The sequence below is a fragment of the Streptomyces sp. NPDC096193 genome, from assembly GCF_040302905.1.
Classification (GTDB): domain Bacteria; phylum Actinomycetota; class Actinomycetes; order Streptomycetales; family Streptomycetaceae; genus Streptomyces.
In genome coordinates this window covers 57,694-83,524 of the sequence record NZ_JBEOSJ010000014.1, presented here as the reverse complement: position 1 = coordinate 83,524, position 25,831 = coordinate 57,694, and the positions used below count along the sequence as shown (strand labels likewise).

Here is a 25,831-nt window from a genome sequence, read left to right as displayed (position 1 = left end):
GCGACCCGTCCCGGGCGCGTCAGTCGAGGAAGGTGCCGTTCACGTAGACCCACGCGCCGTCCTGCCGCTCGAAGGTGCTGCGCTCGTGCAGAGCGCCCCGCTTGCCGTGGTGCCGGTAGCGGGCGCGGAAGGTGACCAGGCCGGAGGAGTGGAACGGGCTGCCGTCGATCGTCTGGAGGATCTCCAGACCGGCCCAGTGCATGGCGGGGTCGAGTTCGAGGTGCCCGGGCCGCGTGGCGGGGTGCCAGGTGCGCAGCAGGTACTGCGTGTCGAAGACGACGAAGGCGCTGTAGCGCGAGCGCATCAGCAATTCGGCCGTCGGCGCGACGGCGGCGCCCGAGTGGTACCGCCCGCAGCATTCGCCGTAGGGGGCCGGCAACCCGCAGGGGCAGGGGGATGCGGCGGAGAAGGCGGGCTCGTCGGTGCGGCGGGAGCGGGAGCTGCGTCGGGACATGGGTCCATTTTCCAGCCATTGGACGAATGGGCGCACGTGTGGCTTCCGGGTCATGGGGGATCTCCGTATGCTCCTGCGCCGGACGCGACTGTTACCGTCGGTAAGGGGTTGGGGATGGACCGGGTGGGCAACTCACGACGCACCTTCATGGCCGGCGCGGCAGCGGTCGGCGGTACGGCAGCGCTGAGCACGTCGGCCGCGGTGGCCCCGGTCGCCGCGGCCGGACACAGCTCGGCCGACGGGACCCGGGCCGCCCAGTCGGTCGCCGTGCTCGGGGGCGGCGTCGCCGGTCTGACGGCGGCGCACGAGCTGGCCGAGCGCGGCTTCCGGGTCACGGTGTACGAGCGCAGGGCGCTCGGCGGCAAGGCACGCAGCATGGACGTGCCCGGCAGCGCGAAGGGGACCAGAAAGCCGTTACCGGCGGAGCACGGCTTCCGCTTCATTCCCGGCATCTATCACAACCTCCCGGACACGATGCGGCGCATCCCCTTCCCGGGTAACCCGAACGGCGTGTGGGACAACCTCGTGGCACCCCCCGAGATGTCGTTCACGCGCACCGGCCGCGAGGATCTCCGGATCCCGCTCCCCTGGCCGGGGCACAAGCCCGCCGATCTCACCCTGGACGAGATCCGCCGCGCGCTGACCGCCCTGCTGGACACCGCGCTGGGCATTCCGCCGCTGGAGACCACGTACTTCGTCAACCGGGGTCTGGTCTTCCTCACCAGCTGCGCCGAGCGCCGCGACGCCACCTGGGAGGCCACGCCCTGGTGGGACTTCATCGGAGCCGGCCGGATGGGCTACGACTACCAGCGCGTCCTCGCCATCGGGCTCACCAGGAACATCGTCGCCACCAAGGCCGAGGAGGCCAGTACGCGTACGGTCGCGACACTCCTCGAAGCGTTCGCCTTCAACGCGCTCGGCAGGGGCGCCGACGGCCCGCTCGACCGGATCCTCAACGCCCCCACGAACGAAGCCTGGATCGACCCGTGGGTGGAGCATCTGACGGGCCTCGGTGTGGAGTTCCGAGTGGGCTGGACGGTCCGGGACGTGACGTACGGCGCCGGGAAGGTCACCGCCGCGGTGATCGAGGACCCGCAGGGCGTGCGCCGGACGGTGAGCGCCGACCACTACATCTCCGCGATGCCCGTCGAGCACGCCCGGCGGACCTGGGGCGCGGGGCTCCGTGCCGCGGATCCGCAACTGGCGCGATGCGACCGGCTGCAGACCGACTGGATGACGGGCATCCAGTTCTATCTGACCGAGAGCGCGCCGCTCATCGACGGACATCTCAACTGCATCGACTCCCCATGGTCCCTGACGGCGATTCAGCAGGCACAGCACTGGCCCGACCGTGACTTCCCGGCGGACTACGGGGACGGCGTGGCCGTGGACTGCGTCTCGGTGGACATCTCGGAGTGGGACAGGTCCGGCATCCTGTACGGCAAGACCGCCAAGCAGTGCACCCGCGAGCAGGTCGCCCGCGAGGTGTGGGCCCAGCTGAAGGCGGCCCTCAACGACACCGGCCGGGTCGTGCTCAAGGACAGCACGCTGCACTCGTGGTTCCTGGACCCGGGCGTGGACGGCATCGGCACCCCTCACCCGACCAACGACGACGAGCTGCTGATCCACCCGGTCGGTACTCTCCACAACCGCCCGGCCGCCGTCACGAAGATCCCGAACTTCTTCCTGGCCGGCGACTACGTCTCGGTCGACATCGACCTCGCCACGATGGAGGGCGCGAACGCCTCGGCCCGCGCGGCGGTCAACGGCCTTCTGGACCGAGCCGGTTCGACGGCCGCCCGGTGCACGGTGAAACCCCTCTTCCGCGCCCCGGAGGTGGAGGCGCTGAAGCGCCACGACCGGACGCGGTACCGGCTGGGCCTGCGGAACCTCTTCGACCTGGGCTGAGCGGGCCGGCGCGCCCCGGGGCGGGATGGCATACCGCCGGTACAACCGCGCCACTCTCCTTCGACCGAGGCCTGTCGACCCTCCCGCTCCATGGAGCGGGAGGGTCGGGTCCCGAGGGCGATGAAGAGGGCGCCCCGGGCGCCCTCCAGGACCGAGGGGCGCACCGCTGCGGCCTGAGGCTGCCGCGGCGCTGGTCGAACCGCATCCGCTAGCCGGATCGATCTGCTCGATCCGCGACGACTCAGCCGCTCAGGTCCGCTCCCGGAGTCTCCCCCAGGATCGGTCCCCGCGGACGGGGCGTGGTGAAGACGGAGGGACGCCGCGTAGGAGCGGAGGGGCGTGACGAAGGGCGGCCGACAGGAGCGGTCGGGCGCGATGCCTCGTCTGTTCCCTCCCAGAGCAGTACGTTCCGCCCTCGCTCCCAACGGGCGGCCCGTTCGGCCCGCAGCAGCGGATCAACGGCCCAGAAGAAGTGGAAGACGGGAGCCAGCGGCGCGACGAAGGCGAGAGCCGCCGCGACCACCGTCCACACACCGAAGGCGGCGGCCAGGGACCTGGCCCGGCGCCAGGGACCCGCCGCGCGTGCGGACACGGCCGCAGGATCCGCGACCGGCACGGCTGCCCGGAACAGCGCGACGTCACCGCCCTGGAGCAGACCGGTCGTCGAGATCACTCCCCACAGCGCGGCCCAGCCCACCAGCGCCGCGAGGAACCACCAACCCGGCAGCCGCACCGGGCCGTTGACCGCCGCACTCACGGCAAGTCCGATCAGGCCCGCGGACACCACGATCCCCGCGGACGTCACCTGCTTGTGGACGAACCTCTCCATCGCGACGCCTCCGCGCTCCGAATCGCTGCCCACCGCGAGCGGGCACTCGCTGTGACGGTGCCCGCGTGGACAGGGCGTCCGAACCGCTCCGCAGTCCCGTTCGCCAAGTGTTCAACGGCGCGGCATCCGCTGTCGCCACCCCTTCCCCACCGGCACCACGCCCGTTGTCACCGCTCCGTTCGCCCATCGAACTCGAGCTGTGAACCCTCGCGCCCTCCCTGCTCCGCCCGGTACTGGGCCCTCCCCTCGCCCGGCCCGACACGGTATTCAGCCATCGCGCCCGCAACTCGGCTGTCTTTACGGCCCGTTGAGCGTGCCCCTACGCTCCCGCCCCATGACCTCACCCGGTGCACGACCACGAAGAGCAACGCTGCTCGCCACCGCGGGCGCCCTGCTGGCCGGCTGTCTGCTGGCCGCCGCCGACCCGGCCACCGCCGAGGAGGCTCCGCCGGTCACGGAGGCCGCGACCGTCGTCCCCGTACAGACCACGGGTCCGGCCGACAAGCGCTTCAACATCGTTCTCATGGGCGACGGATACACCGCAGACGAGATGCCCGCCTTCCGCGCGGACGTCGACAAGCACCTCAACGTGCTCTGGTCCGTCGAACCCTTCGCCTCCTACCGCTCCTACATCAACGTCTGGGCCGTGGAGGTGCCTTCGGCCGAGTCCGGGGTGGACTGCGACCCCGGGCTGGAGTCCCCCCGCCGCGACACCGCCCTCGGCATGGGTTTCTGGGGCGGCTGCAACGCGAGCAGCGTGCAGCGCCTGCTCACCGTGAACAGCGGGGCGGCGAGCGCGCTGGCCGACCTCGTGTCGGGGTCGGCGGACGCGAACCGGCAGATCGTCGCGCTGGCCAACAGCGACACGTACGGCGGCGCCGGCGGCACGTACGCGACCGCCTCCGGCGGCAACGCCCTGTCCTCGCTGATCACCCCGCACGAGATAGGCCACTCCCTGGGCAAGCTCCAGGACGAGTACGACTACTACGCGCGCGGCGTTCCCGGCGGCACCCACGAGGGCGGTGAGCCCGGCTCCGCCCACCACACCGTGCTCACCGAGGACCAGATGAAGCAGCAGCGCGCGAAATGGTGGCGCTGGCTGGGCGAGAGGAGCGAGTCGGGTGGTGTCATCGGACGCCACGAAGGCGGCATGTACGCCACGAAGGGCGTCTGGCGGCCCAGCAGACACTCGATCATGAAGACGCTGGGCTACGCGTTCGACCAGGTGGGACGCGAGGTGATGGTCCAGAAGATCTCCGGCAAGGTGAACCTCCTCCAGGGCCACACACCGAATACCGGCCCCGTCGGCGACGACCGCACGTTGTGGGTGGAGACGCTGCATCCGGTCGGCGGCGAACTGGACGTCGTCTGGCGCCTGGACGGCCGCCGGCTGCACCGGGCCGGCGACGCCCGCACGCTGGATCTGCGCGGCCTGCCTCTGCCGCGCGGCACCCATGAACTGACCGCGACGGTCACGGACCCGACGCCGTTCGTGCGGGACCCGGCGATCCGCGGCTCGTCGGCCCTGACCCGCACGGTCACCTGGACCGTGGACACCGCTGTGACCACCCCGCCCGACTCCGTCCCGGCCGCCTTTGTCGGTCACACGGACACCGGAGCGCCGGTGGGCTCGGAGGCGGTCGTGTACGCGGAGACCACCCACCCCGCGGACCGCGCGCTCGCCGTGCGGTGGAGCATCGACGGCCGCCCGCTGGCCAACCCCGGCAACGACCGCGATCTCGACCTCGGTGCCCTGCGACTGCGTCCGGGCAGCCACCGGCTCACCGCGCGGATCGCCGGCACGGCCTCCACGCTGAACTGGACGGTGGACGCGAGCCCGGCGAGCAGCCGGTACGCGCTCTCCGAGCCCCTGCGCACGGTCCACCGGCCCGGCAGACCGGTGGAGTACGTGTACGACGGCCCCTTCACCATGAAGCTGACGGCCCGCGACGACCGGGATGGGTACGTCGTCTCGCAGTTCCGGGTCGACGGCGACGGCTGGCAGACGTACTACGGCTGGCCGACCGACGCCGAGGCCCCCTTCCTCTTCACCCCCGGCGGTACCGTCATCGACGATCTCGTCCACGGCAAGCTCGGCACCTCACGCGCCGTGCCCTGGGACGACGCCACCCCCGACTACGGAACGCACACGATCGAGCACCGCACCATCGACGCCGCCGGGAACGTCTCGGCCCCGAAGGCATTCCTCACGACGCTGGTCCCGCCGGGCGCCAACCGCTGAATCCCGCACGGCAACAGCACGTCGGCGGTGCCCCGCGGGGCGCCGCCGACGTGCTGTGCGTGTGTCCGTGTGCCGGCCCGTTGTCCCGGCACATGTTCGTTGGGCGTCGAAGAAGTGCAGGTGGGAGGGTCAGAGGTGGTCAGGTGAGGAGGAAGTCCGCCTGCCCCGACTTGGCCCCCTGGATGAAGGCGGCGATCTCGCTGGAGGTGTAGATCAACGCGGGCCCGTCCGGATCGGCGGACTGGCGCACCGCCACACGGCCGTCGGCGAGCTTCATGGTCTCGAAGCAGTTGCCGCCGTTCCCGCCGCTCCACGGCTTGTGCCAGCCCACCTCGCCCAGGTCGGCGGCCGGCATGCCGTTGTATATGTGATCCATTCACAGCTCCTTGCGGAGATCGCCGAGGATCTCCTTCGTGCGTTGCGCAGTCGCGGCCTGAGCCGCCATGCGGTCCAGAACCTCCAGATGCGAGGCCACTTCCGGGCGCGCGTCGAGATAGACGGCACCGGTCAGGTACTCGCTGTAGACCATGTCCGGGAGTTCGGGGACAGCGAACCGGAACAGCACGAACGGCCCGTAGGTGCCGGGGTGGTGTCCGGTCGAGAACTCCGCGATCTGCAGGGTGACGTTGGGCAGTTGGGCGCCTTCGAGCAGCCGGTCGATCTGCGCTCTCATGACGCCGGGGCTGCCGACGGGTCTGCGGAACACCGTCTCGTCCATGATCACCCACAGCCTGGGGGCGTCGTGCCGGGTGAGGAGGGCCTGCCGCTCCATCCGCAGCGCCACATGGCGCTCGATGTCCGCGGAATCGGTTCCTCCGACGGCGCCGCCGAGCATGATCGCCCGGGCGTAGTCCTCCGTCTGGAGCAGGCCGGGCACGAAGTGCGGCTCATAGGCACGGATGATGCTGGCCGCGCCCTCCAGGCTGACGTACATCGAGAACCAGCCGGGCAGCACATCGTGAAAGCGCTGCCACCATCCCGGCTTGTTGGCCTCCTCGGCCAGCTCTATGAAGCCGCGCGCCTCCTCCTCGTGGATCCCGTACGCGTTCAGCAGGAGCTGGACATACGGGATTTTCAGCGCCACCTCGGCGGTCTCCATCCGGCGAATGGTGCCCGCGGCCACACGGAGAACCTTTGCGGCTTCCTCGCGCCTCAGCCCGGCTCGCTCGCGCAGATCCTGCAAGCGCTTGCCGAGTACGACCTGCCCCACGGTGGGGGCGGACCGCGGTTCACTCACTTCGAGACCTCCCCACGTGCTGTTGCGAGCAGTGTGCCACGCGCCTGCATGGATGAATATGCCCACTCTGAATTTTTCAGAGTGACCCTTGCCAAGGTGACTATTGCAGCGGGACAGTGGTCCGGTGAACCTCGACGCGCTCCTTGCCCCACTCTTGGACCCGTGCTCAGAGGCCGACCACCATTGGTACGGCTTCGAGCTGTCGGCGCGCGTCGAGTTCGTCTCACGGGCCAGAAAACTCACCCGTGAGCGGCTGCAGTGCTGGGGCATAGAGGGGGATGTCCATGACACGGCCATGCTGGTCGTCAGCGAGCTCGTCACCAATGCGGTGCTGCACGCGGACGGTCACCTGGTCTCCTGCGAACTTCTCAACGGCGTCGAACACCTGCGGATAAGCGTCCAGGACCAGGGATGCACTCCCACCGGCCCGCATGTGTGCCACACCGTGCAGGAGGAGGAGCGCGGACGCGGACTCCTGCTGGTCGAGTCCCTGTCCAGCTCCTGGGGGGCACACGTACCGAACCACGGTGCCGGCCGGATCGTCTGGGCGGAGCTGCCGCACGTGGACGTCCCCCACGGGGTGGACTTTCCGCGCGGGGCGGCGAGGCCGTGCTGAGAAACCTGGCGACGCTCCTGGTCCGGGGCGGCAGCCGAACGAGGGGACACGGGCTGACCAGGCTCGAGCTCCCGCCCACGGTCGCGCCCACCCTGGGCTGCGACGCCGTGGGCGTACCCGCGCGGCACGGCTTCCGGATGCTCGGCAGACTGCCGCGCAACGGCTGCGTGTTCGCCGACACCGACTGGTGGTGGTGGATCGTGCCGGCCGGCTCCGACCAGGAGCTGACTTGGCCGCTGCCGTCGCACTACGCCGAAGGAGCGTACGTACCGGCCGTGAGCCCGCGGCTCATCCGGCGGCCCGACGACTCCAGTCCCTACACACCACCCATTCCGCTGTATCTGGTCGCCTGTCAGCTCACCGGCACCGCTCCCCTGTGGACGGCCGGCGTCGGCAGCGTTCGGAGCGCATGAGCGGCGCACGTCTCGGACCCGACCGCCTGAGCGGGGACGAGACGACTAATCTTCCCGACATGTCAGAAGCAGAAGCCAGTTCGGGCCCGGAGCGGCAGGGGCTCACACCACGTCAGGCACGCCGCGTCCGGATCGTGCTCTCCGCGCTCATCATGATCGCGGTCGGTCTGACCCTCGTCCTGCGGCTCGGCAGCACGCACTCCGTCCTGACGATGGGGTTCTACGGGATCGCGCTGATCCTCTCCGGCAGCGCCCTGGTCCTGAGCAAGCAGGGTCGTACGCGGGTGGCCACAGCGGTACTGGGCGCGGGAGTGGCCGTGGTGGTCGCGGCCGAGTGGGCGGTCGCAGCCCTGCGCTGACCCGCCCGCGCGAAGAACAGCCCCGGTGACGGCGAGCCGGGGACACAGGCCAACGGAAAAGGGGGGATGGGGAGAGGCCGCGTCCCCGCCCGGGGGAAGGGCGGGGACATGGCCTCGCGGGGCGGGGCCTGGTCCCGCAGGGCGCTGGGGGCGTTCTGCGGGACCGGGCCCCGAACGGTCCGGGAAGGGCCGAAACCCCGGTCCCGTCCGGTGTTCAGCGCTGCGGGGCGGGGAACGCGACCGGACTGCGCAGACCGGCCCGGTTCACGGCCCGGACACCGAAGAAGACGTTGTCCTTGGACAGGTCCACGGTGTGACGGGTGGTGTTGCCGGCCCGCACGACGTGGGTCCACTCCGCATCGGTGGTCTCCCGCCAGACGACCTCGTAACCGGCCAGATCGCTCTCCTTGCCCCGCTCCCACACCAACTCGGTCGCGTTCGTCAGCGCACTGGTGAGGATCTTCGCGCCCTTGGGGGTGCCGGGCGCCTGGGCCAGGGTCCACACGGCGGCGGCGTTGACCTTCGCGACACGCGCGATGTAGGCGAAGTCGCAGAACTCCGGCAGGTCACCGTACTGCTTGCCGTCGGCCACCTTCACATCCTGGTGCTGGTGGGCGTAGTCCTCGGCCGGCTCGGTGAACCGGGCCGCGGGGAAGCCCCGTTCGAGGTACGGGATGTGGTCGCCGCCCCGCAGATAGCGGTCCCTGCGGTAGACGACCCGGACATGCATGTCGGTGGCGTCGTTGTCCGCGACGTCGCGCACGAATCGGGCCAACTGGCGCGACCGTGAGTCGTTCTCGCCGCCGACCGACTGACGCGTGGCCGCCTCGGCGGGGGTCTCGGAGGTGGGCACACCCTCGGCGAAGAGCCGGACGGTGTACGGGTCCCGGCTGCCGTCGTCAGCCGTCGGACTGCCCACGATGTCGTCGGTGAACATGCCCTGGAGGTCGACCCCGGCCGACGCGAAGGTGCGCGCCATGTGAGCGGCTCCGTACAGCCCTTGCTCCTCCCCCGCGACGGCCGCGAACACGAGGGTGGCGCCCGGGCGCCGCTTCGCCGTCACCCGGGCGAGTTCCATGGCGACGGCCACGCCCGAGGCGTCGTCGTCGGCGCCGGGTGCGTCGCCGACGGCGTCCATCACATCGGTGGCACGTGAGTCGTAGTGTCCGGAGACGACGTAGACCCGGTCCGGGTCCGTCGAACCGCGCAGTGTGGCCACGACGTTGGTGATCCGGGTCGCCACGGGGATGCGCGAGGCCGGTTCCTGGATGTAGCTCTGGAGCTCCACCGTCATCCGGCCGCCGCCGGCAGCCGCGTATCTCTTCAGCTCGGCGAAGATCCAGTCGCGGGCCGCGCCGATGCCGCGCTTCGGGTCGTCCTGGCTGGAGAGGGTGTGGCGGGTGCCGAAGGAGGCGAGCTTGCGCACGGTCGCCTCGATGCGGTCGGTGTCGATCTCCGCGAGCAGGGCCCGCAGTTCACGGGAGGGGCGTTGCGCGGTGGCGGGGAGATCCCGGTCCGGGGTGCGACCGCGCCGCGCCGGAGCGGTGGCGGTCTCCTCGGTGACGGCGGGTGCGGCGGCCGCGGGCGTCGCTCCAGCTCCGGTCAGCGTCGCGCCGAGCGCGACGGTGCCGGCCGTGGCGGCGAGGACCGATCTGCGGCTGGTGCCAGGGGGGAGGGTGTGATCACCGGTGGGTTCTGGCGTCTGCTGCGACATGAAGTCATGGTCGTGGCGCGCCGAGCACCTGACAAGGGCACGGGCGGGAGCCGGACGACGCGCTCGGCGCGGCCCCGCCTGTTGCCGCAGTGGGCACAGCCCGCCTGTCACGCCTGTTGACGCGAAGGGGCACGCGGCCCACCTGCTGCCTGTGCGCCGGGCCCGTACGTCGCTCGGCGCTCAGCCGCCGGCGACCGCCCGCAGATGCGGCTTGCCCCGGCGGGCGGACGGCGGTGCCGCGCTCCGGTGTTCGTGGAGCACCATCGTCATCCGTGTGAAGCCCCGGTCCTGAAGCGTCGCGGGAGTCTCGTCGACGATCCGGCAATCCGTGTGGCCCCAGCGCGGGTCCGGGTGGTGCAACGGCCGTACGGCGCCGTCGTGGTGGACGGCCGCCGCGCCCGTGATCCGCATCCAGTGCGGCAACCCGCACCGGTAGGCGGCATCCATGATCGGGTCGTCGGCGATGTCGTCACGAATGGCTTGAAGGACACGGTCGTCCTCGTACCTCTCGAGCGCCGATTCCAGCTGCGCGAGCAGCGGCAGGCACCAACTCGTCTCGCGGTCGCCGAGCACGGAGCCCGCGTCCGGGTGGAAGAGCACGAAGCGCAGGAAGTTCTGGTCCGGCATGGCCGTGGGGTGCTCCCCCACGCCCCGGAACAGCGCGTGATAGGCGGGGTTGACGTGCGCCACGTCCCAGCGGTTGTCGAAGAGGACCGACGGCAGCGGCACGGCGTCCATCATCGCGGCGTAGTCCCGCAGATACGCCAGGGTCTCCGGGTCGCGCGGCCGCTCGTCCGGTGAGCAGGGCTCGGCGGGCAGCGCGGGCGCGGGCACCGGTACGTAGGGGCGCACGGGCCCGGACGGAAAGGCCGGTCCGGAGGGTCGCGCGGGCCCGAGCGGCGCTACGTGCGCAGAGGAATCGCACAGGTCGGCCGAGGCGTAGGGGGGATCGCGGTCGACGGCGAGGCGGAACAGCCAGCCGCCCTGCTGGTCCGTCATCTCCAGCGCCTTGACCAGGGCGGAGAGCTTCTCGTCGGTCCATTCCTGGGCCGGCGTGCGCTCCCAGCTGCCGTAGGCGCCCGTACTGATCTCCAGCCGTGCCGCCACGTCCGCCACACTCAGCCCGAGCTCTTCCCGGCGCCGTCGGAGAACGTCGGTCAGCCGTCGCGACCGGACCGTGCCGCGGTTCGTCCCCGCACACGTCCGTCGACCATGGACACCAGGCCGATCAACGCCCGCCTCATGTGTCATCGAGAACGCCACCCTTCTCGAAGTCCTGCTGCGGCAGCGCCCTTTGGATCTTCACCCCGCGTGGCGATCCTGCTACCGCGGAAGCGGCCATGTCAACTATCGTGGCATTCCCCGCCGTAGAGCGTTCAGATCACGCCACAGCTGTGGCAAGACCTGGCTGTATTTCCTCGAAGCGGTTAATCTCCGGGCAGCCAACTGTGTGCGGAGCGACCTCGCGTGATCTAGGAGACCTACTGGTGACAGACGGCTTCTTGGTTCCGGGCCCGACAGCCGCAGGCCCCTTGGCGGCGTCGGTGGCCCGCGTCGCCGAACTCGCAGGCAAGCTCGGACTGAGCCACGGGGAGGTCCTCGACGTGGATCAGCTCTCGGAGTCCTCGGGCGTTCCCGCCGATGTGGTCAGCTCGCTGCTCGACGGCCGTCCGGCCGGCGAACCCGACCTCCAGACACGCTTTCTGCAGCGCTTCGACCTGCTGCGCAGGACCCGGCTCAAGCCGAACGGCCGCCGGTACACCCAGCAGGAGATCGCCGACGGCGCCGCCATGTCGCGTCAGCAGGCGGGTGCTCTCATCAACGGCGACCGTCGCCCCACCATGGAGCACTGCGATGCGATCCAGAGGTTCTTCAAGGTCCACGCGGGCTTCCTCACGGCCGAGGACGCGGACGCGCTCAACGGTGCGTTGCAGCGCACCGAACAGCGGCTGCTTCAGGACTATGCCGGCGAGGGCGACCCACTGGAGCGCCTGCTCCAGGACCATGGAGTACGCGGCATCGCCTGGCGCGCGGCCCAACTGCCGACCGACAAGCACCGGGACAAGGTCACCGAGTGGCTCGACATGCTGCTGGAGAGCGTCAAACCGACCTCACCGGCAGATCCCGCGGAGCCGACGGACCCCTGATTTCAGGCCAGGCTCGACACCGCACGTGTGCGCACAACCGTTGACGGGGAGAGGAGAACGGTGAGCATAGGCAAGGAGATGCGCCGGCTGTGCGGAGAGCTGGTAGCCGGAATCGACCTGCCCGCCCCCGCGGCACCCACCGATCTCTACGGCGCGTTGTGCGGCGTGATGAGCAAACGCCGCGGCCGGCCCGTCCGTTACCGCACCGCGACCTTCCCGCCGGGCACGGCGAGCGGCCTGTGGCTGGACATGACGGATCAGGACCTGATCGTCATCGAGGAGCGCACGGCGCCCGACCACCAGCTGGTCATCCTCGGCCATGAGCTCTGGCACATGAAGGCCGGGCACTGCACCCACCACGTCGACGGCGCGGCGGTCGCCGCACGGCTGCTCTCCGACGAGGCGGACCTTCAGGCCACCGTCCTCAAGGTCGCTGCCAGGACCCGTTTCGACCAGGCCGAGGAGAACGAGGCGGAGAGCTTCGGGCTGCTGCTCAGCAGCAAGTGCCGTTCCTGGCTGGCCGGTTCGGCGGGCCGCGGCCCTGTCAGCCGCGAAGGTCTCGCCGGACGGATCGAGGCGTCCCTGGGATACCGCGGGCCACAGGGCTGATTCGTGGAACCAACCGCACGCGTGACACTGCCCGGCCCGGTGGGCCGCACACCGCTGGAGCCCAAGGCCGACAGGGACACCGTGCGACGACACAATCTGAGCCTGGTGCTGCGAGCCGTGCGCGAGGCCGGCGAGGTGACACGGGCCGGGGTCTCCGCCCGCGTGGGCCTGACCCGCGCGGCCATCTCCTCCCTGGTGGAACAACTGCTGGAGAGCGGCTTCCTCTCGGAGTCCGGCAAGACCTTCAGCGGTCAGGCCGGCCGCCCGGGCACGGTACTGAAGGTTGCCCGGACCGGCGTCGCGGGGATCGGCGTCGAGATCAACGTCGACTATGTGTCCGTGTGTGTGGTGGACCTGGCGGGCACCGACCGGGTCCGGCTCGTCGAGCATCTCGACAACCGCGGTGCGCCGCCTGCCCGGGTGCTCGCGCGCGCGGCGGGTATCGCGGCCCGCGCACTGACGTCCGCGGTCGAGCAGGAGCTCCAGCCGGTCGGCGCCGCGCTGGCGCTGCCCGGCCTGGTAGCCGCCGGCACCGTGCGGCAGGCGCCCAACCTCGGCTGGAGCCGGGTCGCAGCGGAGCTCCCGTTCGCCGACGCGCTCGCCGCCCTGCGCCCCGGACTGCCCGCGCTGCCGGTCCGTTCGGAGAACGAGGCCAACCTCGCGGCGCTGGCGGAGCTGTGGTTCGGCGGCCTCGGCGCGATGCGCACCTTCCTGTATCTGACGGGAGAGATCGGTGTCGGCGGCGCCCTGGTCCTGGACGGCGAACTGTTGCGCGGGGCGCACGGTTTCGCCGGCGAGATCGGCCACGTCGTCGTCGCACCCGACGGCCCCGAGTGCCGCTGCGGGTCGCGCGGCTGTCTGGAGCAGTACGCGGGCCAGTCCGCCCTGCTGCGCGCCGCGGGCATCGACGAGACGAACGGCGCGGTGGCCGTGGCGGAGCTGGAGCGGCGGGCCCGGGCGGGTGAAGCGGCCGCGCTGACAGCCCTGGAGCGTGCCGGGTCGATGCTCGGCCGGGTGCTGTCCGGCGCGGTGAACCTCTTCGACCCGGACGCGGTGGTGCTCGGCGGGATCTACCGGCCCCTGGTGCCCTGGCTCGCCCCGCCCGCCGGCGTGGAACTGGGCGGGCGGGTGGTGTCGGGACTGTGGCCGGAGGGCGGCGACCGGCTCCGGGCGTCCTCCCCCGCCGCGGACGCCGCGCGCGGCGCGGCGGCGCTGGTGGTGCAGGACGTGCTGACGGACCCGGTGGCGTACGCGATCCCCTCGGTCGCCGGACGGGCCTGATCTCGCCCCGGGCGAACCTGACCTCGACCGCCCCCGGGGGCGCACCTGACCTCGACACTGCGGGACGGGCCCCGACCTCGACGCTGCCCGGCCGAACCTGACCTCGACCGCTGCCGGACGGGCCTGAACGGACCCGGCACGCCCGGCCCGTCCCCCACGCTGTCCAGCCCGCCGAGCCCACCAGGCCGTCCGGGAACCCGCAGCCCGGCGCAGCCCGCCCGGCCACCCGGGAACCCGCAGCCCGGCGCAGCCCGCCCGGCCACCCGGGAACCCGCAGCCCGCCGAGCCCGCCCGGGAATCCGCAGCTCCGGGCAGCGCCCGGCCCGCCCGAAATCCGACGGTCAGGCCACCCCGAGCAGGTGGTCCATCGCCAGCTGGTCGAGGACCTCGAAGGCCATGCCCCGTTCCGCCGCGGCGGTCACGTCGAACTCCTCGAACGCCGACCGGTCCGCGAGCAGCGCGGCCAGCCCGTCCTCGGCGGTCGGGAGGACCAGCTCGTCGAGCCGGGCGGCCCGCAGCGCCTCCCGCACCTTCGGGTCGGACCGGAACGCGGCAGCCCTCTCCCGCAGGATCAGGTAGTTCCGCATGCACCCGGCCGCGGACGCCCACACCCCGTCGAAGTCCTCCGTCCGCGGCGGCTTGAAGTCGAAGTGCCTCGGGCCCTCGTAGCCGGCCGTCTCCAACAGGTCCACCAGCCAGAACGCGGACCGCAGATCGCCCGCGCCGAAGCGCAGGTCCTGGTCGTACTTGATGCCGTTCTGCCCGTTGAGGTCGATGTGGAAGAGCTTCCCCGCCCACAGGGCCTGCGCGATGGAGTGCGGGAAGTTCAGCCCGGCCATCTGCTCGTGCCCGACCTCCGGGTTCACGCCGTACAGCTCGGGCCGCTCCAGGCGCTCGATGAAGGCCAGGGCGTGCCCGACGGTGGGCAGCAGGATGTCGCCGCGCGGCTCGTTGGGCTTGGGCTCGATGGCGAAGCGCAGGTCGTAGCCCTGCTCGGTGACGTACTCCCCCAGCAGGTCGAACGCTTCCTTCATTCGGTCCAGCGCGGCCCGCACGTCCTTGGCGGCGCCGGACTCCGCACCCTCGCGCCCGCCCCAGGCGACATAGGTCTGTGCCCCGAGCTCGGCCGCCAGGTCGATGTTGCGGATCGTCTTGCGCAGGGCGTAGCGGCGTACGTCCCGGTCGTTGGACGTGAAGCCGCCGTCCTTGAACACGGGGTGGGTGAAGAGGTTGGTGGTGGCCATCGGCACCACGAGACCGGTCTTGTCCAGCGCCTGCCGGAAGTGTTTGATGTGGGACTCGCGCTCGGCCTCGGTCGCGCCGAAGGGGATCAGGTCGTCGTCGTGGAAGGTGACGCCGTACGCACCCAGCGCGGCGAGCCGCTGCACGGACTCGACGGGGTCCAGAGGCGGCCGGGTCGCGTCCCCGAAGGGATCCCTGCCCTGCCAGCCGACCGTCCAGAGGCCGAAGCTGAACCGGTCCTCGGGGGTGGGGGTGAAGCGTTCCGTCATCGCCATGACCGCCTTCGATCCACAGTTTGTTTTCTTGCCTTACTAATAATGCACTCCCCCCGCCCATCTCTGAAGCCCTCCAACACCTGTTCCCCGGGCACGGGTTGACGTAATTTGTTTTTCCCACGGCCAAATAGGCCTGGACGGGACCGGTCCCGGACGGAGAGGTGGAGGCAATGCCGACGCAGGCTGTCGTCATCGGCGTGGACAGTTCGACCCAGTCCACCAAGGCGGCGTTCATCGAAGCGGCCACCGGCAGGACACTGGCCGTCGGCCGCGCGGCCCACCAGGTCAGCGGCGACCACGGTGCGCGTGAGACCGACCCCGAGGTCTGGTGGAACGCCCTGCGCGAGGCGGTGGCCATCGGGCTCCGCGAGTCCGGCGTGTCCGCCTCCGCCGTAACAGGCATCGCGGTCGCCGGTCAGCAGCACGGTCTGGTCGTCCTGGACAGCAGCGGTCGTCCCGTGCGCCCGGCGCTGCTGTGGAACGACACCCGTTCGGCCCCGCAGGCCGCCGCGCTCACGGAGGCGCTCGGCGGCCCGGAAGCCTGGACCGCCCGCACCGGCTCGGTGCCCGTCGCCTCGATGACCGCCGCCAAGTGGCAGTGGCTGCGGGAGAACGAGCCGCGCGCCGCGAAGGCCGCCGCCGCCGTCCGTCTCCCCCACGACTTCCTCACCGAACGGCTGTCCGGCGCCGCGGCCACCGACCCCGGCGACGCCTCGGGCACCTGCTGGTACTCCACCGCGACCGGCGCCTACGACCCGCGGCTGCTGGAACTCGTCGGGCTGGAGGAGGACCTCCTGCCCGAGGTGGCACAGACCGGCGCCACCCGGGTCGGTTCCCTCATCGGCGCGGCGGCCGACGATCTCGGGCTGCCCGCGGGCATCGCGGTCGCCGCGGGGACCGGCGACAACATGGCCGCCGCCGTCGGGCTGGGGCTCGGCGGCGCGGGGCTGCTCGACCATCCGGCCCTGAGCCTCGGCACCTCGGGAACGGTGTTCGCGGCGACCCGCACCCGGCCCGCCTCACCGGTCCTCGCCGGCTTCGCCGCCGCTGACGGCACATACCTCCCGCTGGCCTGCACCCTGAACTGCACCCAGGCAGTCGACCGGATCGCCACCCTGCTCGGCCTGAGCCGGGACACGGCGGAGGCGGGCGGCGAGGTGGTCCTGCTGCCGTACCTCGACGGGGAGCGGACACCCGATCTGCCGGGCGCCTCCGGTCTCCTCTCCGGCCTGCGGCACACCACCAGCCGCCAGCAGATCCTGGGCGCGGCATACGAGGGCGCTGTCGTGACCGTGCTGCGCGCCCTCGACGAGGTGCTGCGCGCCTGCGGCACGGACCCGTCGGGCGCGGATGTCGCGTCGCGCCCACTGCGTCTGGTGGGCGGCGGAGCGCGTGGCAGGTACTGGGTGGAGACCGTACGCCGCCTCTCCGGACGGCCCCTGCTGATCCCCGAGAGCGACGAACAGGTCGCCCTCGGAGCGGCGGCGCTGGCCGCCGCAGCGGCGTCGGGCGAGGACCCGGTGGCGCTGTCGAGCGGCTGGCAGGGCGACCGCGCTGTCCAACTGCCGCCGGTGCAAAGGGATATGGAAACTTGGGAGCGGGTCTCGGAGGTGCTGGAGCGGGCGACGCCGACGCTGCTCACACCATGATCCACGACAGGCGGGGCCGACTCGGAGGGCCGACGGCCGATCCGTTCGCCCCACGGGCCGGGCGGCAGCGGCTACCGCGTGGGTGCCGCCTCCGCGGGTGGCCGGTAGACCCAGACCGCGTCCTGCCCCCCACACGCACGGCACTCGGTGATGTCCCGCAGGTTCGACCGTCCACCGTTTCTCAGGTGATCGCGGAGCTGGATGACCATCGCCGAGTAGCCCTCGAAGCAGGTGAGGCAGTGGAAGCCCGCGCCGACCACCGCGCGGGTCTCGGGAGAGTCCTCGCCGAAGGCGGCCGCCACGACGTCGAACAGCCGCACCTGGTCGTCCACGGTCAGGCCGGAGATCGTCGTCCTGAGCAGCGCGATCCTGCCCGCCGCCACGTCCCGGCCGAGGGCGTCGAAGTCCTCGTGCAGCGGGTGCCGACGGCCGTTGAGCAGCAACGACCGGTCGGCGGGCGCTCCTTCGCCGCCGGCGAGACCCTCGTCGTGCCCGAACGGGACGGGCGCGGGTTCGCCGGGGGCGCGCCGGCCGCCGAACATGACGAACAACCCGGCCTTGCCGTCGACCGTGTTGGCGACGACGCGGTTGTCCGCACCCATCAGATGGGGCTGGTCGAACCTGTGGAGCAAGGTGTCGATCAGCAAGGGATCACGGGCATGGTGGGGGTTTCTCAGCCAGAGGCCGGCCACGGCGTCGCTCTCGTCGAGAACGCGCGCGTAGTCACCGTCCCCCTGTTCCTCGCCGACCCGGTATTGCCGGCGCTGTTGGTCGCCGGGTGACGCGGACCGGCGACGTCGACGGAAGATGCCCATGCACCATCCCTTCCCACCCCGCCGCTCCGACCACCCTTCGCCCGCGGGTCGTCCGGAGGCGCGGTTCGGCACACCCGCTACGGCTTGCGCCCCACCGCCGCGTACAGCGACGCTCCTTCGTTCCCCTCCGTGGCCTCGTCGACGGCGAGTTCCGGATGCCACCGGGTGAGCTGGACGATTCCCGGCTCGACCACGTCGAGGCCGTCGAAGAAGCGCGCGATCTCGGCCTGGGTGCGCGGTGCGAGAGTGACCCCGCCGGCGGCGTACATCTGGACGCCGCGCTGGACCGCCTCCGGGTCGAAGTCGGAGGTGAGCTGGGACAGCACGAGGTAGCTGCCCGACGGCAGCGCGTCCACGAGCCGGCCGACCAGGTCGTACGGGCGGTCGGCGTCGCCGACGAAGTGCAGGAGAGCCACCAGCGACAGAGCTACGGGGCGGCCGAAGTCCAGGACCTTCCGGGCCTGTTCGAGGATGATCTCGGGCTCGCGGACGTCGGCCTGGATGTAGTCGGTGACGCCCTCCGGGGTGCTGCGCAGCAGCGCCTCGGCGTGTGTCAGCACGATGGGATCGTTGTCCGTGTAGACCACGCGCGCCTCGGGGACGATGCCCTGGGCTATCTGATGCAGATTCGGCTCGGTGGGGATGCCGGTGCCGACGTCGAGGTACTGCGTGATCCCCGCCTCCCCCGCCAGCCAGCGGGTGACGCGGTGCATGAACCAGCGGTTCGTCCGGGCGACATGCTTGGCGCGCGCGTCGATGCTCATGATCTGGCGGCCGAGTTCCTCGTCCACCGGGTAGTTGTCCTTGCCGCCGAGGAACCAGTCGTACACGCGGGCAGGATGCGGCTTGCCGGTGTCGATCCTGGGGCTGGTCGGCTCGGTCCCGGTCATACGAGGCTCCTTGGGGGCGGAGGTGCTCAGGTCAAGGGTTCAACGCCCGGTGATCATCCCAGGAGGCGTGCCCTCCGGCAACTAACCCCGTTGTCCAGTGCGGGAGTTCGCCGCAGGTCGAGCGCGGTCCCAAGGCGGTCTGGACACCGCGCACCCGGCCGGGAGTGAATAGCCCCAGCACCCTCAATGGCATGTTCATGTCATTGAACTCATGCCCATGCCTTCGTCCCCGGGGCCCCGCGGGCCCCGAGCCGCAAGGGAGGAAACCGGCACATGAACGCCACCCTGCTCCCCACCCCCGGATTCCGGTTACGGCTGCGGGCCCGTGCCCTGCACGTCACCACAGCCGTCCTGGCGACCGGCGCGCTGATCGGGGCGGCCCCGGCCCCGGCAGCCGCACCGGAAAGCGACGCCGTTCCCGCGATCGCGCGCCCCACCCCCGTCGACACGTGGGCCGCCAGTACCGACCTCGTCAGCCCCACCGCCCTCCAGGAGCGCACCTACCGCCTCATCGTCCGTACCAGCGTGGGCGGCGAGGAACTGCGCGTCCGGCTCTCCAACACCTTCGGCACCCGGCCCGTGACCTTCGGCCGTGCGTACGCCGGTCTGCGGGCCACGGGCGCGGCGCTGGTTCCCGGCAGCAACCGGCAGCTCACCTTCCGCGGCTCCCCCGCCGTCACGCTGGCACCCGGAGCGTCCGTCTACAGCGACCCGCTGCGCGGCACACTGCGCCCGCAGGCCGATCTCGCGGTCAGTCTGTACGTCCAGCAGGCAAGCGGTCCCGCCACCGGCCACAAGATGGCGCTCCAGACCTCCTACATCGCTCCCTCGGGCGACCACGCTCCGGACGAGGCCGCCACGGCGTACACCGAGCGCGCGACCTCCTGGTTCTATCTCGACGCCGCGGTCGTCAACGCGCGGCGCGGCACCGGCGCGGTTGCCACACTCGGCGACTCGATCACCGACGGAGCCTCGTCGACGGCCGACACCAACCGCCGCTGGCCCGACTTCCTGGCCCGCAGACTCGCCGAGGACCCCCGCACGCGGATCAAGGGTGTGGCCAACGAAGGGATCTCCGGCAACAAGGTCCTCACCGACGGCTCGGGCGAGAGCGCCCTCAAGCGCCTCGACCGTGACGTCCTGTCGCAGCGCGGGCTGCACACCGTGTTCCTGCTCGAAGGCGTCAACGACATCAAGGCGACCCCCGCGCCCACCGCCGCCGCCCTCATCGCGGGCTACCGGCAGATCATCGACCGCGCGCACGCCGCCGGCGTCTGCGTGGTCGGCGCGACCGTCATGCCGTACGAGGGCTGGCCGGAATGGAGCCCCAGCGGCGAGGCACTGCGTCAGGAGGTCAACGCCTTCGTCCGGGAGAGCGGGGCGTTCGACGAGGTCGTCGACTTCGACGCGGCCGTCCGTGACCCCGCCCGCCCGTCCCGCATCCTGCCCGCGTACGACAGCGGTGACCATCTGCACCCCGGCGACGCGGGGATGCCGGTGATGGCCGACGCCGTCGACCCGGAGCAGTTGCGCTGCGCCCGCCGATAGCGGCCGGGTCGACCGGGAGGTACCGAGAGCCGCAGGTCAGCCGCCCCTGCCCGGGAGATGCCACCCGGGCCGGGATTGATCGGCTTACGTAGACTGTTCGAACTCTCGGACATCACGGCTCACCCGCCCTCGGCGGGGGCCGGTCAACGCCATGGGAGGCGAGCATGGGCACCCGTCGTACCTCATTGCCGGGAGTCGGTACGCAGTACGACTTCACGACCGAGGCGGGCCGGCACATATCCGTCGTCGTCCACCACGACGGGCGGCGCTTCCTCGGCTTCTTCGCCCCGGACGACCCCGACGCGTGTCTGCTGTCCGTCCCGCTCTCGTCGGACGAGGCCACCGCCCTCGCCCATCTGATCGACCCGGCGCCCATCGACGCCGTACGGACGGACGGCATCGACCTCGTCACCGAGCACATCCCGGTCGGCGTCCGGTCCCCCTACACCGGACGGCTCCTCGGCGACACCCAGGCCCGCACCCGCACCGGCGCGTCGATCGTCGCGGTACTCCGCCGTACCGGTGCGCATCCCTCCCCCGGACCCGACTTCCGTTTCGCGGCGGGCGACACGCTCGTCGCGGTCGGCACGCGCGAGGGCGTCGACGCCCTCGTCGAGATCATCGCCGGAGGCTGACCGTGCACGAGACGACGACCCTGCTGATCGAACTCGGCGCGATCATCCTCGGCCTGGGGCTGATAGGCCGGTTCGCCGGCCGCATCGGCCTCTCCCCCATCCCCCTGTACCTCCTGGCGGGGCTCGCCTTCGGGCAGGGCGGACTGCTGCCGCTCAGCGCCAGCGAGGACTTCATCGCCGTCGGCGCCGAGATCGGCGTGATCCTCCTGCTCCTTCTGCTGGGGCTGGAGTACAGCGCGTCCGAACTCGTCGGCAGCCTCAAGACGCAGTACCCGTCGGGTGCCGTCGACTTCGTCCTCAACGCCGTACCGGGCGCGGCCGCAGCCCTGCTCCTCGGCTGGGGACCCGTGGCGGCCGTGGCGCTGGCCGGTGTCACCTGGATCTCGTCCTCCGGCGTCATCGCGAAGGTGCTCACCGACCTGGGCCGTCTCGGCAACCGCGAGACACCGGTGATCCTGGGCGTCCTCGTGATCGAGGACCTGTCGATGGCCGTCTACCTGCCCCTGCTGACCGCCCTGGTGGCGGGCGCGGGACTCGCCGGCGGCAGCATCACCCTGCTGATCGCGCTGGGCACGGTCGGCGTCGTCCTCTATCTCGCGCTCCGCCACGGCAGGCTCATCAGCCGCGCGGTCTCCTCCGACAATCCCGAGATGCTGCTGCTGGTCGTCCTCGGCCTGACCCTGCTGGTGGCGGGCGTGGCCCAGGAACTGCAGGTCTCAGCGGCGGTCGGCGCGTTCCTGGTGGGCATCGCCCTCTCCGGCGAGGTCGCCGAGGGCGCGCGCAAACTGCTCACCCCGCTGCGGGACCTGTTCGCGGCCGTCTTCTTCGTCTTCTTCGGTCTCTCCACGGTCCCGTCCGAGATCCCGCCGGTCCTGCTGCCCGCGCTGCTGCTCGCGGTGGTCACGGCGGCCACCAAGATCCTGACGGGCTGGTACGCGGCCCGCCGCGCGGGCATCGCACCCCGCGGACGTCTCCGAGCGGGCGGTGCGCTGGTGGCCCGCGGCGAGTTCTCGATCGTGATCGCGGGCCTGGCGGTCGCGACGGAACCCCGCATCGGCCCGATCGCGACGGCGTACGTCCTGATCATGGTGATCCTCGGCCCGCTGTCGGCGCGCTGGACGGAGCCGCTGCTCTCCCGGCTGCGGCGAAAGCCACCGAAGCCGGGACTGCCGACGGGGCCGGGCGGGGTGGCGGGGCACGAGGAGATCACGCCGTCGGCGAGTTCGAGTGGGCCGGTGGGTCAGAGCGGCTGAGGTCCGAGTCCGCACGGACTCGGACCATGCGCGGGCGCCCGGACGATGTCACCGTCCACGAGGTGGAGCGGGCACGCTGGACGTACGGCCAGGAGGGCGGCGGCCACAGAAGAATGAAGCGCTCACGGATTGCCTCCACCGCGCAGCGATGACAGGACCAGTCGCCCGTACCGCGTCGTGAGCGCACCCGCCGTCGCCGCGACGGATATTCCGAGAGCGGTCAGGAGATGCGTCACAGACTCGTCCCCAAGAACCTGGAGAATGCCGATCGCCGTTCCGAGCGGCAGGCCCAGGATGGTGAGAATCCCGAGCGCGCCGCTGATCTGCAGGCTCTCACGGGTCTGCACCAGGCGGCTGTAGTCCGCCGCCTCGGCGAGGATCTCGCTGAAGCGGTCCGGCAGCCGGTGCTGGTCCTGGAAGGCGAGCAGCAGATCGTTCGCCGGCCCGTGGGCGGTCAGGTGCTGACGCCAATAGGTACTCCGGAAAACGGCGATGTTCCGCTCCAATGTGGCGACCCGCCGCGCCAACCGTCGAGAGTCGAACACCTCTGAGAGCTCGTCCGTCAACTCGTCGATGTGGTCACGCTGCAAAGAACCGAGCAGCAAGGCATCGAGATAGACGGTGCGGGAGTGGAGCGCGCCGAACTCGTAGAAGTCACCCGCACCGCTATCGGCCCGGTGGCCGAGAAAGGCCGCTCCCTGGCGCAGCACCAGCGCACTCCAGTCCGCCGAGATGCGGACGGCACTCGCCAATTGCTTCACCGCGGTCTCGGGTGCCAGCGGAAAATCGGCTGGGTTCGAGCGGGAGGCCAGCTGCCACAGCCACCGGTCGGCCGTGTCCGGCAGCCCGCCCTCCAGTCCCGATCGCAGGGCGGCGATGTGTTCTGCATGTGGCGTCATGAAGGCGATCGTGTATGGGCGCGCAATCGCGAACGGGCCGGTCACGTCTCGAACCTGCGCGATATCGGCAAGGAGTTCAGCAGGCGAGAGCGGTCCTGACAGGGGCGCCGACTCGGATGCGTTCCCTCGTGTCGCTATGGCACGCAGCACTGGCAGCAGCGGTCTGTCCGCGCTCAGGTGCAGGACCGCCAGAGCGTGTTCCGGATTGCGGGCCGTGGCTGTCCGCAGTAGTTCCATGCCCAGGAGGCGCAGCCCGTCGTGAGCGATCGACAGTGGTCGGTGCCATCGCCGCGGGCGACCGGGTATTCCGTACAGGACCCGGGCAGACGCCGGTGCGAAGTAGCTGGACCGCGTCGCCGCGTCGGTCCGACGGCTTCCCAACTCGAAGGGAAAGGGACCTTCTTCCCAGTCGGGCGTACGCCGCAGCTGCACGGGCAGAACGACGGTCAGCTCCTGGCGCGCGCCCATGACGGCATCGAGCGCAGGCGTGGCAGCCGTCATGCGTAGTACTCGGCCGGGTCAGGCTGGTCGAGGCGGATGACGAACTGTGCCCGGCCGAAGGTGCCGGCGGAGATGTGGAAGCGGACCCGCTCGCCCGTGCGGATCGTACGGAACCCCTCGGTCACGATCTGCCGGTAGTCGAAGCTGTAGTAGATCTCTTCCTCGTCGTCCCGGACGGTGTAGGAGCCGACGGTGCCGTTGAGGCCTCCGCCGTTCGTACGCCGGTCGACGATCGTGCCGTGGCGTGGCCCGCCGCTCATCGTCCTGTCCTCTCCGTACCCGGGACGCCTGTGATGTCCTCGACACACCTGAGGCCGACTGCGTTGCTGCCACCGCGCTTGCGGTAAAGGCCCTTGCTGCCGGCCTGCACCGCGCGCATCGGGTTGTCGTAGCTGCCGCCGCAGATCACTGCCTCACCCGCGTCGCTGAGGCTGGTCGAGGTCCATTCCCAGCAGTTGCCGGCCATACCGACGACGCCGAACGGTGAACTGTTGTCCGGCTGTTGGCCGACACGTCGCACTGCTCCACGGCCCCCTCGTGTCACCGGTTCGCCTGTCCCGACCACGGGCCAGGCTATCGCGCGGTGCCGGGACGACAACAGCGCGTAACGCGACCGGCCATCGTCTCCGAACTCGTGCCGACCGCGTGAGGGACTCGGCGCCGTGCGGGTGGACGGGCAGCCGATGGGACACGTCACTCATGGCCGGGGCACTGCTCACACGTCGTCATCGGCAGATGAGACCGGCCTGTGGCGACGGGTGACGTACCGCTGAAGACCCAGCGACGGCTTCTGAGGATCGGTGTCCGCCGCAGCCGTCCGCGGGCCGTGCCATGCGCACACGCGAACCGCACTGTGGGTTACGTCGAATGTTCTCACCATGAGCGGCCGCACGACCCACTACTTCCGCGCGAACGCCGTCGCGGGCGGGAAGACGACGTCCGTGCACCCCCTGCGCTTGGTCACGTCGTCCACGTACGCACGGAGAAGCCCGGCCATCCGGCCGCTCACGACGCCGTCGTACGTATAGCTCACGGTGAGCGCGTGGAGGGCAGGCCGTCCGTCGCAGACGGAGGAGGCCCACCAGACGCCGGCTCCCTCGTCGCCCCCGGCGGTGCCCGGCTTGAGGAACGTGGTGTCGGCGAAGGGAGAGTGGCCCACCGACTTCGCGTCGGTGCCGAGGTACGACGACGTCCTCATCCACCACGGAGAGTGGGTGAGCGCCGGTTCGGCGTACGTCCTGTCGGGTCCCTGCAGATCGTCGGCGATCTCGCCGACGGCGGACGGGCTGACCGCCAACAGGCACGACTCCGTCGAGCTCATGGCGCCGAGCGGTGCCTCCAGCACGCGGTCGGGGAGCCGGCCCCGGGCCGTACGACCCAGGTATCCCCGGTACCACCCGCAGGACGCCTTCGCGGACTTCGGGTCGCCGAGTTCCCGATCCGGGGTGGGCAACCGCGACGGAAGAGCGGACAGTCTCGCGTCGCACTTCAGCCCCGCGGCGGCCCGCACCGCCGCTCCGTGGGCGACCTCGGCCAGCGTCCGGCGGTCCTGGTCCGACACGTCCTCGTAGTCCGCCCGGGCGGTGACGGACAGAGCCGCGGGCTTCCCCGACGTGCACACCGCCCGCACCGTCACGGAGCCGTGGTCGTAGTCACCGAGAGCGCCGTCCCCCAGAGGGTGGGGCTCCGCGCGGTCCGCCGTGCGGGTCGCGTCCTCGTCCTCGGCGTTGCGATCCAAGCGGTTCTGGAACGGCTCCAGGCTGCTCTCGTCGCCCACGACGTGCAGGGGACGGCCGTCGGCCGCCGTGCGGACCACGAGCGAGAACAGGCCGTCCGACCCTCCGGACTCCGGTACCCCGTAGATGCGGCACGCGCTCGGCAGGGAGTCGATACGGAGCACGGAGTCCGCCCCGCTGTCGGTTTTCGTCCTGACCACTCCGCCTCGCAGCGACAGCACGGCCTCGGCGTCCACAAGTCCCGCGCACGCTTCGGCTATCCGGTCTTTGCTGTCGGACTTCTCGCCCATGTCCTCCAGCGTGAGCCAGAACGCCCAGACGCTCGCTCCCATCCCGGCCAGCGCGAGAACGTACAGCAGTTGGTTGGACCGGCGACGCCAGGGCCCCTGATCAGGTCCGTCCGGTATCCGCGGCAGCCATCGTGGCCTCATCGGCGGCACTCCCTCGGGCAGCCGTGTGCCCGACCGGTCCTCCCACGCGTCGCTCACGCGCCCCCTCGTGCTCGTCGCCGCTGGTCACAATTCGCAGAAGTTATCAGGTGATCCGGTCGCCACGACCGGGCCGACGACCCTTCATCGG

25 protein-coding genes are annotated in these 25,831 nt (G+C 71.1%); 12 read left to right on the top strand and 13 right to left on the bottom strand.

Features of this window, described 5'->3' with window-relative positions; all coding sequences use genetic code 11:
- Nucleotides 1-19: 19 nt before the first annotated feature.
- A complete protein-coding gene (locus ABTX78_RS21055) occupies nt 20-454 on the bottom strand; it encodes a YchJ family protein (RefSeq protein WP_352208298.1) in 435 nt (144 codons plus the stop codon).
- A gap of 114 nt (nt 455-568) precedes the next feature.
- Here ABTX78_RS21055 and ABTX78_RS21050 point away from each other — a divergent pair, with 114 nt between their 5' ends.
- Nucleotides 569-2,362 (top strand): hydroxysqualene dehydroxylase, encoded by a 1,794-nt coding sequence (locus ABTX78_RS21050; protein WP_352208297.1) that lies wholly within the window; start codon nt 569-571, stop codon nt 2,360-2,362.
- A 241-nt stretch (nt 2,363-2,603) separates the two neighbouring features.
- Here ABTX78_RS21050 and ABTX78_RS21045 read toward each other — a convergent pair whose 3' ends face one another.
- Nucleotides 2,604-3,191 (bottom strand): hypothetical protein, encoded by a 588-nt coding sequence (locus ABTX78_RS21045; protein WP_352208296.1) that lies wholly within the window; start codon nt 3,189-3,191, stop codon nt 2,604-2,606.
- A 334-nt stretch (nt 3,192-3,525) separates the two neighbouring features.
- Between ABTX78_RS21045 and ABTX78_RS21040 the strand changes: the two genes are divergently transcribed.
- Nucleotides 3,526-5,433 (top strand): M64 family metallopeptidase, encoded by a 1,908-nt coding sequence (locus ABTX78_RS21040; RefSeq protein ID WP_352208295.1) that lies wholly within the window; start codon nt 3,526-3,528, stop codon nt 5,431-5,433.
- 139 nt (nt 5,434-5,572) lie between these two features.
- Here ABTX78_RS21040 and ABTX78_RS21035 read toward each other — a convergent pair whose 3' ends face one another.
- Both ABTX78_RS21035 and ABTX78_RS21030 read right to left on the bottom strand, forming a co-directional pair.
- Nucleotides 5,573-5,809, bottom strand: coding sequence for a DUF397 domain-containing protein (locus tag ABTX78_RS21035; RefSeq protein WP_313943006.1), 237 nt, complete (start codon nt 5,807-5,809; stop codon nt 5,573-5,575).
- Entirely contained in the window at nt 5,810-6,670 is an 861-nt protein-coding gene (locus tag ABTX78_RS21030) for a Sco1979 family transcriptional regulator (RefSeq protein WP_352208294.1), read from the bottom strand.
- 124 nt (nt 6,671-6,794) lie between these two features.
- Between ABTX78_RS21030 and ABTX78_RS21025 the strand changes: the two genes are divergently transcribed.
- From ABTX78_RS21025 to ABTX78_RS21015, 3 genes are read left to right on the top strand one after another with little or no spacing between them, the layout of a single operon-like run.
- Nucleotides 6,795-7,286, top strand: a complete 492-nt coding sequence (locus ABTX78_RS21025; protein ID WP_352208293.1) for an ATP-binding protein — start codon at nt 6,795-6,797, stop codon at nt 7,284-7,286.
- On the top strand, nt 7,280-7,699 hold the full coding sequence (locus ABTX78_RS21020; protein ID WP_502993917.1) for a hypothetical protein: 420 nt from the start codon (nt 7,280-7,282) through the stop codon (nt 7,697-7,699). Before ABTX78_RS21025 ends, ABTX78_RS21020 begins: the two co-directional genes overlap by 7 nt.
- Nucleotides 7,700-7,758: 59 nt before the next feature.
- The gene (locus ABTX78_RS21015; RefSeq protein WP_352208292.1) at nt 7,759-8,058 is read left to right on the top strand and encodes a hypothetical protein; all 300 of its coding nucleotides are present in this window, start codon (nt 7,759-7,761) and stop codon (nt 8,056-8,058) included.
- Between the two features lie 214 nt (nt 8,059-8,272).
- Here the strand turns inward: ABTX78_RS21015 and ABTX78_RS21010 are convergent, their stop codons facing one another.
- Nucleotides 8,273-9,772, bottom strand: a complete 1,500-nt coding sequence (locus tag ABTX78_RS21010) for a M28 family metallopeptidase (RefSeq protein WP_352208291.1) — start codon at nt 9,770-9,772, stop codon at nt 8,273-8,275.
- Between the two features lie 180 nt (nt 9,773-9,952).
- Nucleotides 9,953-10,879, bottom strand: a complete 927-nt coding sequence (locus ABTX78_RS21005; protein WP_352208290.1) for an MmyB family transcriptional regulator — start codon at nt 10,877-10,879, stop codon at nt 9,953-9,955.
- Nucleotides 10,880-11,259: 380 nt separating this feature from the next.
- On the opposite strand from ABTX78_RS21005, the gene ABTX78_RS21000 reads away from it, so the two are divergent.
- The 3 genes from ABTX78_RS21000 (at nt 11,260) to ABTX78_RS20990 (ending at nt 13,809) form a co-directional block, all read left to right on the top strand.
- Complete coding sequence (locus ABTX78_RS21000; RefSeq protein ID WP_352208289.1) at nt 11,260-11,919, top strand: helix-turn-helix transcriptional regulator; 660 nt, start codon at nt 11,260-11,262, stop codon at nt 11,917-11,919.
- A 78-nt stretch (nt 11,920-11,997) separates the two neighbouring features.
- Nucleotides 11,998-12,528 carry a toxin-antitoxin system, toxin component gene (locus ABTX78_RS20995; RefSeq protein WP_352208404.1) on the top strand — a complete coding sequence of 177 codons (531 nt, stop codon included), beginning with the start codon at nt 11,998-12,000 and terminating at the stop codon, nt 12,526-12,528.
- 3 nt (nt 12,529-12,531) lie between these two features.
- Nucleotides 12,532-13,809: an ROK family protein gene (locus ABTX78_RS20990; protein ID WP_352208288.1), complete on the top strand. Its 1,278-nt coding sequence runs from the start codon at nt 12,532-12,534 to the stop codon at nt 13,807-13,809.
- Nucleotides 13,810-14,150: 341 nt separating this feature from the next.
- Here ABTX78_RS20990 and xylA read toward each other — a convergent pair whose 3' ends face one another.
- Nucleotides 14,151-15,320, bottom strand: a complete 1,170-nt coding sequence (gene xylA / locus ABTX78_RS20985) for a xylose isomerase (RefSeq protein ID WP_352208403.1) — start codon at nt 15,318-15,320, stop codon at nt 14,151-14,153.
- Between the two features lie 176 nt (nt 15,321-15,496).
- On the opposite strand from xylA, the gene xylB reads away from it, so the two are divergent.
- Entirely contained in the window at nt 15,497-16,975 is a 1,479-nt protein-coding gene (xylB, locus tag ABTX78_RS20980; RefSeq protein ID WP_352208287.1) for a xylulokinase, read from the top strand.
- Nucleotides 16,976-17,046: 71 nt separating this feature from the next.
- Here the strand turns inward: xylB and ABTX78_RS20975 are convergent, their stop codons facing one another.
- Both ABTX78_RS20975 and ABTX78_RS20970 read right to left on the bottom strand, forming a co-directional pair.
- On the bottom strand, nt 17,047-17,790 hold the full coding sequence (locus tag ABTX78_RS20975) for a hypothetical protein (protein WP_352208286.1): 744 nt from the start codon (nt 17,788-17,790) through the stop codon (nt 17,047-17,049).
- A 77-nt stretch (nt 17,791-17,867) separates the two neighbouring features.
- Nucleotides 17,868-18,680, bottom strand: coding sequence for an SAM-dependent methyltransferase (locus ABTX78_RS20970; protein WP_352208285.1), 813 nt, complete (start codon nt 18,678-18,680; stop codon nt 17,868-17,870).
- 273 nt (nt 18,681-18,953) lie between these two features.
- On the opposite strand from ABTX78_RS20970, the gene ABTX78_RS20965 reads away from it, so the two are divergent.
- The 3 genes from ABTX78_RS20965 (at nt 18,954) to ABTX78_RS20955 (ending at nt 22,116) form a co-directional block, all read left to right on the top strand.
- On the top strand, nt 18,954-20,228 hold the full coding sequence (locus ABTX78_RS20965; protein WP_352208284.1) for an SGNH/GDSL hydrolase family protein: 1,275 nt from the start codon (nt 18,954-18,956) through the stop codon (nt 20,226-20,228).
- A 164-nt stretch (nt 20,229-20,392) separates the two neighbouring features.
- Nucleotides 20,393-20,863, top strand: coding sequence for a cation:proton antiporter regulatory subunit (locus ABTX78_RS20960; RefSeq protein WP_352208283.1), 471 nt, complete (start codon nt 20,393-20,395; stop codon nt 20,861-20,863).
- Between the two features lie 2 nt (nt 20,864-20,865).
- A complete protein-coding gene (locus tag ABTX78_RS20955) occupies nt 20,866-22,116 on the top strand; it encodes a cation:proton antiporter (protein WP_352208282.1) in 1,251 nt (416 codons plus the stop codon).
- A gap of 122 nt (nt 22,117-22,238) precedes the next feature.
- On the opposite strand, the gene ABTX78_RS20950 is transcribed toward ABTX78_RS20955, so the two are convergent.
- The 4 genes from ABTX78_RS20950 to ABTX78_RS20935 form a co-directional block, all read right to left on the bottom strand.
- Entirely contained in the window at nt 22,239-23,516 is a 1,278-nt protein-coding gene (locus ABTX78_RS20950) for a hypothetical protein (RefSeq protein ID WP_352208281.1), read from the bottom strand.
- Entirely contained in the window at nt 23,513-23,776 is a 264-nt protein-coding gene (locus ABTX78_RS20945) for a hypothetical protein (RefSeq protein ID WP_352208280.1), read from the bottom strand. The genes ABTX78_RS20950 and ABTX78_RS20945 overlap by 4 nt, the downstream gene beginning before the upstream one ends.
- The gene (locus tag ABTX78_RS20940; protein WP_352208279.1) at nt 23,773-24,060 is read right to left on the bottom strand and encodes an SUMF1/EgtB/PvdO family nonheme iron enzyme; all 288 of its coding nucleotides are present in this window, start codon (nt 24,058-24,060) and stop codon (nt 23,773-23,775) included. Before ABTX78_RS20940 ends, ABTX78_RS20945 begins: the two co-directional genes overlap by 4 nt.
- A gap of 354 nt (nt 24,061-24,414) precedes the next feature.
- Complete coding sequence (locus ABTX78_RS20935) at nt 24,415-25,683, bottom strand: hypothetical protein (RefSeq protein ID WP_352208278.1); 1,269 nt, start codon at nt 25,681-25,683, stop codon at nt 24,415-24,417.
- Nucleotides 25,684-25,831: the final 148 nt, after the last annotated feature.